This is a genomic window from Aeromicrobium sp., from assembly GCF_032084975.1.
Classification (GTDB): Bacteria; Actinomycetota; Actinomycetes; order Propionibacteriales; family Nocardioidaceae; genus Aeromicrobium.
Genome location: NZ_DAMDLR010000029.1, coordinates 1 through 10,502 on the forward strand (window position 1 = coordinate 1; position 10,502 = coordinate 10,502).

Sequence of the window (10,502 nt, forward strand, 5' to 3'; positions counted from 1 at the left end):
CGCAGGCGGACGACCTCGCGCTCGGGCAGCGTCACCCGATCGACCATGACGACGCCCACCGCGTCGACCAGCGCCCCCAGCACCGAGGCCGGGTCGGCGCCCGCGTCCGGCACCCACACCGTGCGGTCGAGGTCGACCCCCACCTCGGCGGCCGCCTCGAGCCCGATCCGGTCGGAGCCGACGACGGCGCACCACGCTCCGTCGCGCGACGGTCCCGCCATCAGCAGGAAGGCCAAGCTGGTGGAGTCGACGCCGTAGCTGCCGCCGGGCTGCAGGGCCAGCAACCCGGACAGCGCCGGGTGCGTGGCCACGGAGAGCACCGATGGACGGCCCTGCATCCGGCCGATCTGCGCGCGCAGGTCATCGACCAGGGCGGTGTCGGAAACGGCGAGGCTCACCCCACCATGATCGAACATCTGTTCGAATCAGTCAATCTGGTTCGAACATCCCGATCGAACCGGGGGCTCGGTTGGAGCGGTCACTCAGCGTCCGTTCCACCTCGAGACGGACGCTCAGTCACCGCACCCCCGCCACCACCCGGCCGCCGTCAGCGCGAGAGCTCGATGGACCCGCCGGGGATCGCGTCGAGCAGCCGGCGCGTGTACTCCTGACGCGGGTTGCTGTACACCTCGTCGACCGAGGCGTGCTCGACGAGCTTGCCCCTCTCCATCACCAGCACGTCGTCCGCGATCTGGCGCACGACCGCGAGGTCGTGCGTGATGAACAGGTACGACAGGCCCATCTCGGCCTGCAGGTCCGCCAGCAGCGACAGGATCTGCGCCTGGACCAGCACGTCGAGCGCGCTGACGGCCTCGTCGAGGATGACCACCTCGGGCTGCAGGGCCAGGGCGCGCGCGATCGCGACACGCTGGCGCTGACCACCGGAGAGCTCGCTGGGGAACCGGCGGGCGACCGACCACGGCAGCGAGACCTTCTCGAGCAGGTCACGCACGCGCGCCTCCCGCTCGGCCTTGCTGCCGATGTCGTGCGTGGCCAGCGGCTCCTCGATCGCCCGGTAGATCGTGTACTGGGGATCCAGCGACGCGTACGGGTTCTGGAAGACCGGCTGCATCTGGCGGCGGAACGCCAGCTGCTGCTTCTTGGTGCGCAGGGTCGAGATGTCCACGCCGTCGAACTCGACCGTGCCGCTCGTGGGCGGCAGCAGGTCGAGCACCATGCGCGCGACGGTGGACTTGCCCGATCCGGACTCGCCCACGATCGCGACCGTGGTGCCGCGGCGCAGTGTGAAGGACACGTCGTCCACCGCGACGAACTCGTCCTTGCGCCACGGCGCGGAGCCGGGGATCGGGAACACCTTCGTGAGGTTCTTGGCCTCGATGACGACATCGCCGCCGCGACCGAACTCGTCCTCGCCCGACGTGGCGACCTCGACGGCCATCTCCTCGGCCACCTCGCGCGCCGCCTCGCGGACCTCGGCCCGCTGGGCCGACAGCAGTCGCTGGGACGCCAGCGACGGTGCGCTGGAGATGAGTCGCTTCGAGTACGGGTGCTGCGGCTCCCTCAGGATCTGCAGCGCCGGCCCCGATTCGACGACCTGCCCCTTGTACATGACGACCAGGTGGTCGGCGCGCTCGGCGGCCAGGCCCAGGTCGTGCGTGATCAACAGCACCGCGGTGCCGAGATCGGCGGTCAGCTGGTCGAGATGGTCCAGGATCTGCTTCTGGACCGTGACGTCCAGCGCGCTGGTGGGCTCGTCGGCGATGAGCAGCTTGGGCCGCGCGGCCAAGCCCATCGCGATGAGGGCACGCTGGCGCATGCCGCCGCTGAACTCGTGCGGGTACTGCTTGGCGCGCTTGGCGGCGTCCGGGAGGCCGGCCTCCTCGAGCAGCTCGATGACGCGCTGCTCGACCTCCTTGCCCTTGACGACGTCGTTCGCGGTCAGCACCTCGGCGATCTGCTTGCCGACCTTGACGAGCGGATTCAGGTTGCTCATCGGGTCCTGCGGCACCAGGCCGACCCGCGATCCACGCAGCGCCAGGACGTCCTTCTTGCTCGCTTTCGCGATGTCCTGGCCGTCGAGCGTGATGGACCCACTGGTGACATGACCCGTGCCGGGGAGCAGGTCGATGATCGCGTGCGCCGTGGTGGACTTGCCCGATCCGGACTCGCCCACGATCGCGACGGTCTGCCCCGGATAGACGCGCAGGCTCACGTCGCGCACGGCAGGGATGCTCTCCTTGCCGCGGCGGAACGCGACGTTGAGGTCGGTGACCTCGAGCAGCGGAGTGTGGCTCATGACAGCACCTCCGTGGAAAGAGCACAGTACGCCGGTGCCGTCACTCGACATCCGATGTTCACTCGCTGGCGCTCGCTCATGCGCGGTTCCTCGACTTCGGATCGAGGGCGTCGCTCACGGCGTCGCCCAACAGGATGAATCCCAGCGAGGTCAGTGCCAGCGCCGAGGCGGGCCAGAACATGACGCCGAGACGCTGGCCCGAACGCACCTGGTTCTGCGCCGCGGAGATGTCGTTGCCCCACGAGACGATGCTGGTCGGCAGGCCCAGGCCCAGGAACGACAGCGTCGCCTCGGCCACGATGTACACGCCCAGCGACACGGTCGCCAGCACGATCACCGGGGCCAGGGAGTTCGGCACCACGTGGCCCCAGAGGTTGGCCCGACGCGTCTTGCCGATCGCGCGGGCCGCATCGACGAACTCGAGGTTCTTGACCTCCAGAACGGCACCGCGCGAGATGCGCAGCACCTGCGGCCAGCCGAACGCGCCGAGCGCGCCCACGACGGTGAGGATGAAGCCCCAGTAGCCGCGATCGGGCCACAGGTTGTTGATGATCGACAGGATCACCAGGGCGCCCAGCAGCAGCGGGATCGCGAAGAAGATGTCCGCCACGCGGGAGATGATCGTGTCGGACCAGCCGCCGAAGAAGCCGGCCATCGCTCCGAACAGCACGCCGGGCACCGTCACCACGATGGTGCACAGGATGCCCACCAGCACGGATGCGCGGGCGCCGTAGATGGTGCGGGCGAACACGTCGTAGCCCTGCTTGTCGAAGCCGGCGATGTGACCCTCGCTGGGGCCCTCGAGGCTGCGGCTCAGGTCGGCGCGCGTCGGGTCGACGTCGGTGAACAGCTGCGGGAACAGCACCACGACGGTGACGACGGCCAAGATGACGACCGAGACCCAGAAGATCCAGTTCTTGCGGAGGTTCTTCCAGGCCTCCTTCCACTGGCTCTCGGGGCTGCGACTGTCGTCGAACGAGCCGGTCTCGGCGAGCGGGGTCGTCTCGACGGCCGCGACGAAGTGCTCCTGGCCCGGAAGGGCCTTCGGAGGCAGGTCGATGGGGAACTCAGGCATAGCGGATCCTCGGGTCGAGCCAGGCGTACAGGAGATCGACGAGCAAGCTCATGACGACGTAGATGAGGACCATCACCGTCACGACCGAGACGATGGTGGGGCCCTCCTTCTGCTGGATGGCGCGGAAGGCCAGGTTGCCCAGGCCGGGAATGTTGAAGATGCCCTCGGTCACGATCGCTCCGGCCATCAACGTGCCGAGATCGGCGCCGAGGTAGGTCACGACGGGGATGAGCGAGTTGCGCAGCACGTGGCGGCGGTTGACCTGACCGTTGGTGAGGCCCTTGGCTCGCGCGGTGCGCACGTGGTCGGCCGTGAGGTTCTCGACCACGGAGGTGCGCGTGAGGCGCAGGACGTAGGCGAAGGACACCAGTCCCAGGACGAACGCCGGGATGATGAGGCGGTCCCAGCTGGCGTCGCCACCGACGGTGACGGGAGCCCAGCCGAGCTTCACGCCGAAGATCAGCTGCATCACGAAGCCGAAGACGAAGATCGGGACGGCGATGACCAGCAGCGAGACGACCAGCATCGTCGAGTCGAACAGCTTGCCGCGCTTGAGGCCGGCGTAGAAGCCGGCGGCGATGCCGAGCACGCCCTCGATCACGAGCGCCATCAAGGCGAGCCTGAAGGTGACCGGGATCGTCTCGGCGAGCAGCTCGCTGACCGGACGCCCGGAGAACGAGACGCCGAGGTCGCCCTGCACCGCGTTCCCGAGGAAGAGCAGCCACTGGACGAGGAAGGGCTCGTCGAGGTTGTACTGCTGCTCGATCTGGGCGCGCACGGCGTCGGAGACAGGCTTCTCACCGAACAACGCGACGATCGGATCGCCGGGCATGGCGAACACCATCGCGTAGATGAGCAGCGTGGAGCCCAGGAGGACAGGGATGGCCTGCAGGATCCGCCGGCCGATGTACCACCACATTGTTATAAACCTCCGGAGCACGAGGGTCGTCCCGTGCGTCGATTAAGACTACCCGCGACCGCTGAGGCGGACGCAGGGTGTGTTCCTGCCCCACCGGTCACATGAAAGTGGGGCGGTACCTGTCGGCACCGCCCCACTTCAGGTGAGCATCAGCGCATCACTTGGTGATGTTCTGGTATTCCGGCTTGTTCTGCCAGTTGAACTCCACGTTCTCGACACCCTTGGCAGCGACAGCCGCCACGTTGGTGTTCCAGAGCGGGATGGCCGGCAGGTCCTTGAACAGGATCTCCTGCGCCTGAGCCAGCAGCTGCGCCTGCTCGTCGCCCTCGGCGCCGAGAGCGTCGTTGAGCAGCTTGTCGAACTCCTTGTTGGAGTAGTCGCCGTCGTTCGAGCCGGCGCCCGTGCCGAAGATCGGGCCCAGGTAGTTGTAGACCGACGGGTAGTCGGGCTGCCAACCGGTACGGAACGCGGTGCCGATCGTGCGATCGGTGACCTTGGTGCGCAGCTCGGCGAAGGTCGCGAACGCCTTCGGCTCGGCCTGGATGCCCAGGTTGTTCTTGAGCTGGTTCGTGACCGCCTCGACCCACTCCTTGTTGCCGGGGCCGTCACCGTTGTACGCCACGACGAACTTGCCCTTGAACGGGGCGATGGCGTCGGCCTCGGCCCACAGCTTCTTGGCCTCGTCGGCGTCGAACTCCAGGACCTCGGAGCCGGGGATGTCCTCGGTGAACTCGGGCATCAGCTCGGAGCTGAAGTCCTTCGAGGGCGAACGCGTGCCGTCGAAGATCTTGTCGGTGATCTCACCACGATCGAGTGCGCGGCTGAGCGCCTGGCGACGCAGGTTGCCCTCTTCGCCCTTGAAGCCCGGCAGCGAGTCCGGGATCGTGATCGTCGAGTTGACCGTGCCGGCCGCCTCGAACGCCTGGACCGCGTCATCGGTCTTGAACGTCGTGAGGGCGCTCGGCGGGGCCTGGTCGAGGACGTCGAGGTTACCGGCCTGGACGTCGGAGTAGGCCGAGTCCGGGTTCGTGTAGAACTTGAACGTCACGCCACCGTTCATGGCCTTGCGGTTTCCGTCGTAGTCCTCGTTGGGGCTCATGACGGCCTCGACGTTGTTCTCCCACGAGTCGAGCTTGTAGGGGCCGTTGCCGATCGGGGCCTTGCCGAAGGCGGCCATGTCCTCGAACGCGACGTCGGGCAGCGGGAAGTAGGCCGAGTAGCCCAGGCGCAGCGGGAACAGCGCCTCGGGGTTCTTGAGCGTGACCTCGAAGGTCTTCTCGTCGACGACCTTCAGGCCGCTCATCTCGGTGCCGTTGTCGACGATGATGCCCTCGTCGTCGGTGCCCTCGATGGGGTAGTAGAAGTAGCTCTGCAGCTGGGCGTTCTTCGCCGTCGCGCCGTAGTTCCAGGCCTTGACGAACGACTCGGCCGTGACCGGCGTGCCGTCGGTGAAGTTCCAGTCCTTGAGCTTGATCGTCCAGACCTTGTCGTCCTCGGACTCGATCGACTCCGCGACCTCGAGCTCCTGCGAACCATCGGCCTTGTACGAGACCAGGCCCGCATAGATGAGGTCGATGATGTTGCCGCCGCCGACCTCGTTCGTGTTGGTCGTGACCAGCGGATTCTGGGGCTCGGTACCGAACGCGGTGATGACCGAGTCGGTGGATCCGGAGCCGCCGTCGTCGTCGCCACCGCTCGAGCAGGCGGCCAGGGTCAGGCTGGCGGCCGCTGCGATGGCGATACCTGCGAGGGCTGAACGCCGAGTTCGCATGAATATCCTCCTGTGAATGTGCGTACGACAGAGTCGTGCGTGTACGCGCGTGATCCATGAGTACCACCTGGACGGGGGCGTACTCCAACCCGGAACGCCGACTTCATCGAACTGCAACAAACCAACCGGCCACGGCCACCGGCACACACGGGCCCAGGACGCACCACGGCGGCCCCACCCCGAGGGGTGGAGCCGCCGTGAGCGGACGCGAGGACTCAGCCCTTGCGCTTGTTGATCTCCTCGGTCGCCTGGGGCAGAACCGACTTGAGGTCACCGACGACGCCGAAGTCGACGAGCTCGAAGATCGGCGCCTCCTCGTCCTTGTTGACCGCGACGATCGTCTTGGACGTCTGCATGCCGGCGCGGTGCTGGATCGCACCGGAGATGCCGTTGGCGACGTACAGCTGCGGCGACACCGTCTTGCCGGTCTGGCCGACCTGGAAGGTGTGCGGCATCCAGCCCGAGTCGACGGCGGCGCGCGAAGCGCCGACCGCGGCACCGAGGGCGTCGGCCAGGGCCTCGACCTCGGTGAAGTCGCCGCCGGTGCCACGACCGCCCGAGACCACGATGGCGGCCTCGGTCAGCTCGGGACGACCGGTCGAGACACGCGGCTCGGACGCCACGATCTTGACCTGCTTGGCCGAGTCGGGGACGTCGAACGAGACGGCCTCGACGGTGCCGGCGCCGGCCGCGGCCTCGGGGGCCGCGGAGTTCGGCTTGACCGCGATCACGGGCGCACCCTGGGTGATCTGCGCGGCGACGGTGAAGTTGCCGGCGAACGCCATCTGGGTGGTGGTGACCGTGCCACCGTCGACGGTCACGTCGACGGCGTCGGTGATCAGGCCGGACTGCGACTTGAGCGCGACGCGGGCCGCGATCTCCTTGCCCTCCGAGGTCGACGGCACCAGGACGGCGGCCGGCGACTTCTCGGCGACGAGCGCGCCGAGCGCCTCGGCCTTGGGGGCCACCAGGTACTCGTCGAAGGCGCTGTCGGAGTAGGTGTAGACCTTCTCCGCACCGTATTCGGCCAGCACCGCGGTGTCGGCGTCGCCGAAGACGACGGCCGACGGCTCGCCGATGCGGCGCGCGATGGTCAGGAGCTCCAGCGAGGGCTTCGTGACCTTGCCCTGGGGAGCATCGATCAGAACGAGAACTTCACTCATGGATTCAGGCTCCTACTCACACGAACTTCTTGGACGCGAGGAACTCGACGAGCTTGCTGCCGCCGTCTCCCTCGTCGGTGACGATCTCGCCGGCGGTGCGCGGCGGGCGGGGGGTCGTGGACTCGACCTTGGTCCAGGCCTGCTCGAGGCCGACCTCGGAGGCGTCGATGCCCAGGTCAGCCAGGCTCCACTCCTCGACCGGCTTCTTCTTGGCGGCCATGATGCCCTTGAAGGACGGGTAACGGGCCTCGCCGGTCTGGTCGGTGACCGAGACGACGAGCTTGCCCGAGGCCTCGATCTGCTGCGTGGCGGCATCGCCGTCGCGGCGGATCTTCACCGTGTCACCGTCGACCGAGATCTCGGACGCGAAGGTGATGGCCGGCAGGCCGAGGCGCTCGGCGACGAGGGTCGGGACGACGCCCATGCCCGCATCGGTCGAGCCCATGCCGAAGAACACCATGTCGTACTCGAGCTTCTCGAGGGCCTTGGCCAGCACGAGCGACGTCGCGAAGGCGTCGGAGCCCGCGATGGCGTCGTCCTCGACGTGGACGCCGGAGTCGGCACCCATCTGCAGGGCCTTGCGCACGGCGTCGGACGCGTCCGCAGGACCGACGGTCAGCACGGTGACCTCACCGTCGCCGGCCTCGACGACCTGCAGCGCCTGCTCGACCGCGTACTCGTCGAGCTCGGACAGAAGCCCGTCGACGTTCTCACGATCGACAGTGTTATCAGCGTCGAACGTGCGGTCCGCCGTGGCGTCCGGCACGTACTTCACAGCGACAACGATCTTGGTCACGAGGACCCTCCTGTGAATTCGGGGCGCGAACGACGGTTGATCGTCCGCGAGTTATCGGGTCCACCCTGCCACGCGGCGAAATGCGTGGGTGAGGCGACCCTTTCCTGCCAGCCATGTTACCGAAAGGTAACCATCGGGCCCATGGCTGGCGGTGTGGCGTGGATCACTTGCCGGTGAACGTCGCCTTTCCCGGACCGTTCTCGACGAACGAGCGCATGCCGTCGGCCTGGTCCTGCGTGGCGAACAGCCCGGTGAAGCCGGCTCGCTCGATCTCCAGTCCCGTCTGCAGGTCGACCTCGAGGCCGCGGTCGATGACGTCCTTGGCGGTGCGCAGCGCGATCGCCGGGCCGCCGACGAACTGCGCGGCCCACTCGACCGCGCGCTCGTACACCCGCTCGGCAGGCAGCACCTCGTCGACCAGGCCGATCCGCAGCGCTTCGGGCGCCTCGACGAAGCGCCCCGTGTAGATGAGGTCCTTGGCCTTCGCCGGACCGACGAGTCGCGCGAGCCGCTGCGTTCCGCCGGCCCCCGGGATGATGCCCAGCAGGATCTCGGGCTGGCCGAGCTTCGCGTTCTCGGCGCAGAAGCGGACGTCCGTCGACAGCGCAAGCTCGAGGCCGCCACCCAGGGCGAAGCCGGTGATGGCCGCGACGGTGGGCTTGCCGATCGCGGCGATGGCGCGCGTGAAGTCCTGCAGCAGGTGCCCGTGGGAGAACATGGCCGCGAAGTCCATGTCGGCCATCTCCTTGACGTCGGCGCCCGCGGCGAAGACGCGCTCGCCTCCCCACACCACGACGGCGGCGACGTCGTCGCGCCGGTCCGCCTCGCGCGCGGCCTCGAGCAGCTCGGTCTGGACCTGCGCGTCGAGCGCGTTCATCTTGGGACGGTCGAGACGGATCGTGCCGACGCCGTCGGTCACCTCGAGTCGGACGAATTCGGCCATGTCAGTGCCTCCTGTGTGGGTTGGGGCGAGCATAGGACAGCGTCACGACACCGTCCCGAGGGCCCGCAGCGCCTCCCCGGCGAGCCGGTAGGTGCGCCATTCCTCGAGGTCGATCGCATCCAGCGAGCGGTAGAACTCGATCGACGGCGTGTTCCAGTCGAGCACCTGCCACTGCAGCCGGCTGTAGCCGCGCTCCACGCACACCTGGGCCAACCGCGTCAGCAACAGCTTGCCGAGCCCGCTCCCCCGGTGCGCCGGATCCACGTAGAGGTCCTCCAGGTGGATGCCGTGGACGCCGTCCCACGTCGAGAAGTTGAGGAACCAGATCGCGGTCCCGACTACCACTCCGTCCACCTGCGCCACGTGCGCGTACAGCGCCGGGTGCTCGCCGAAGAGGCGCTCGTGCAGCATCGCGTCAGTGAGGACGCACTGCTCGGGCGCCCGCTCGTACGCGGCCAGGTCGTGCACGAGGCGCACCATGGCGGGGACGTCGTCGGGGGTGGCGGGGCGGATCCGCGGATCGGTCATGGCGCCGATTCCATCACGGCCGCCGGTAGCCTCGGCACGTGACCGACTCCCCCGAACTGCGCGACGACGACCTGGTGCTGGAGCCCACGTCCGGCACGACCGAGCTCGACGGCTTCGCGGTCCTGTACGCCGGCGAGCGGATCGGCGACGTGGCGCTGCAGCGCGCCCCCGGCGAGGCCGGGCGCCGGCTCGGATCGATGCGCTGGACCTTCGGCGCCGGACCGGGCACCTCGGTCGCGAGCCGGGCCCTGCGCCTCGCCGTCGGCTATGCCTTCGAGCAGCTCGGGTGGACCCGCGTCGAGGCGCGCGTGCCGTCCGACGACGCCGTCGGCCTGCGGGCCGCGTCGATCGCCGGCCTGCGACGCGAGGGCATCGCCAGGACGCCCGGCGAGGAGCCCGATCACGTCATGCTGGGCCGGATCGTCACCGATCCACCGGCGTTCAGCCGCGAAGGGTTCGTCTCCATCCTCAATGCCGGGCTGCCGCGCAAGCGCGTCATCGGGCAGGGCGTCCTGCGCGACCGCGACGGCCGCGTGCTGCTGTGCGAGCTGACCTACAAGCGCGAGTGGGACCTGCCCGGCGGCGTCGTCGAGGTCGGCGAGAGCCCCGCCCTCGGACTCGTGCGCGAACTCCAGGAGGAGCTCGGCATCACCGTCGAGATCGAGCGCCTCGTGACGATGAACTGGCTGCCGCCGTGGAGCCACTGGGACGACGCGTGCCTGTTCGTGTTCGACCTGGGCGTCGTGGACGCCGATCTGGTGGACTCGATGGTGCTGCAGCGCAGCGAGATCGCGGCCGTCCACTGGTGCGACCTCGAGACGGCTCGCGAGAAGGCCGCGTTGGCCACGGTCGAGCTGCTCGAGGCGCTGACGGACGCTCCCCTGCCGCCCTACCGCGAGGCGCCCCGCCAGCCCGACCCCCGGCCCCGCTGACGCACGGGGCGCCGGCTCAGAAGAGCGCGGCGGCGAGCGACCGGCGCGCCAGGGCCACGCGAGGATCGGTGAGGCCGACCACCGAGAACAGGTCGAGCAGGTGCTGGCGGACGCGCTC

The 10,502-nt window shown here is 68.7% G+C and carries 10 protein-coding genes and 1 pseudogene; 1 reads left to right on the plus strand and 10 read right to left on the minus strand.

Annotation, left to right across the window (positions count from 1 at the left end; translation table 11 throughout):
* The 9 genes and pseudogenes from RT323_RS09155 to RT323_RS09195 form a co-directional block, all read right to left on the minus strand.
* Positions 1 to 398: pseudogene (locus RT323_RS09155) on the minus strand (hypothetical protein); the annotation flags it as partial.
* 149 nt (positions 399 to 547) lie between these two features.
* A complete protein-coding gene (locus tag RT323_RS09160) occupies positions 548 to 2,257 on the minus strand; it encodes an ABC transporter ATP-binding protein (protein ID WP_313407365.1) in 1,710 nt (569 codons plus the stop codon).
* A 76-nt stretch (positions 2,258 to 2,333) separates the two neighbouring features.
* On the minus strand, positions 2,334 to 3,332 hold the full coding sequence (locus tag RT323_RS09165) for an ABC transporter permease (RefSeq protein ID WP_313407366.1): 999 nt from the start codon (positions 3,330 to 3,332) through the stop codon (positions 2,334 to 2,336).
* Positions 3,325 to 4,251 (minus strand): ABC transporter permease, encoded by a 927-nt coding sequence (locus tag RT323_RS09170; RefSeq protein ID WP_313407368.1) that lies wholly within the window; start codon positions 4,249 to 4,251, stop codon positions 3,325 to 3,327. Before RT323_RS09170 ends, RT323_RS09165 begins: the two co-directional genes overlap by 8 nt.
* 157 nt (positions 4,252 to 4,408) lie before the next feature.
* Positions 4,409 to 6,022, minus strand: a complete 1,614-nt coding sequence (locus tag RT323_RS09175; protein WP_313407370.1) for an ABC transporter substrate-binding protein — start codon at positions 6,020 to 6,022, stop codon at positions 4,409 to 4,411.
* A 215-nt stretch (positions 6,023 to 6,237) separates the two neighbouring features.
* Positions 6,238 to 7,185: an electron transfer flavoprotein subunit alpha/FixB family protein gene (locus RT323_RS09180; protein WP_313407373.1), complete on the minus strand. Its 948-nt coding sequence runs from the start codon at positions 7,183 to 7,185 to the stop codon at positions 6,238 to 6,240.
* A gap of 16 nt (positions 7,186 to 7,201) precedes the next feature.
* Positions 7,202 to 7,981, minus strand: coding sequence for an electron transfer flavoprotein subunit beta/FixA family protein (locus RT323_RS09185; protein WP_313407376.1), 780 nt, complete (start codon positions 7,979 to 7,981; stop codon positions 7,202 to 7,204).
* 163 nt (positions 7,982 to 8,144) lie between these two features.
* A complete protein-coding gene (locus RT323_RS09190; RefSeq protein WP_313407379.1) occupies positions 8,145 to 8,924 on the minus strand; it encodes an enoyl-CoA hydratase-related protein in 780 nt (259 codons plus the stop codon).
* A 42-nt stretch (positions 8,925 to 8,966) separates the two neighbouring features.
* Positions 8,967 to 9,452 (minus strand): GNAT family N-acetyltransferase, encoded by a 486-nt coding sequence (locus RT323_RS09195; protein WP_313407380.1) that lies wholly within the window; start codon positions 9,450 to 9,452, stop codon positions 8,967 to 8,969.
* 38 nt (positions 9,453 to 9,490) lie between these two features.
* On the opposite strand from RT323_RS09195, the gene RT323_RS09200 reads away from it, so the two are divergent.
* Positions 9,491 to 10,384, plus strand: coding sequence for an NUDIX hydrolase (locus tag RT323_RS09200; RefSeq protein ID WP_313407381.1), 894 nt, complete (start codon positions 9,491 to 9,493; stop codon positions 10,382 to 10,384).
* A gap of 16 nt (positions 10,385 to 10,400) precedes the next feature.
* On the opposite strand, the gene RT323_RS09205 is transcribed toward RT323_RS09200, so the two are convergent.
* Positions 10,401 to 10,502 (minus strand): tetratricopeptide repeat protein (locus tag RT323_RS09205; protein ID WP_313407453.1); only part of this gene is annotated, 102 nt, incomplete at its 5' end.

Excerpts from the sequence above, each read along its gene's own strand:
- RT323_RS09160 (WP_313407365.1), bottom strand. The coding sequence starts at position 2,257 with ATGAGCCACACTCCGCTGCTCGAGGTCACCGACCTCAACGTCGCGTTC.
- RT323_RS09165 (WP_313407366.1), bottom strand. The coding sequence starts at position 3,332 with ATGCCTGAGTTCCCCATCGACCTGCCTCCGAAGGCCCTTCCGGGCCAG.
- RT323_RS09170 (WP_313407368.1), bottom strand. The coding sequence starts at position 4,251 with ATGTGGTGGTACATCGGCCGGCGGATCCTGCAGGCCATCCCTGTCCTC.
- RT323_RS09175 (WP_313407370.1), bottom strand. The coding sequence starts at position 6,022 with ATGCGAACTCGGCGTTCAGCCCTCGCAGGTATCGCCATCGCAGCGGCC.
- RT323_RS09180 (WP_313407373.1), bottom strand. The coding sequence starts at position 7,185 with ATGAGTGAAGTTCTCGTTCTGATCGATGCTCCCCAGGGCAAGGTCACG.
- RT323_RS09190 (WP_313407379.1), bottom strand. The coding sequence starts at position 8,924 with ATGGCCGAATTCGTCCGACTCGAGGTGACCGACGGCGTCGGCACGATC.
- RT323_RS09195 (WP_313407380.1), bottom strand. The coding sequence starts at position 9,452 with ATGACCGATCCGCGGATCCGCCCCGCCACCCCCGACGACGTCCCCGCC.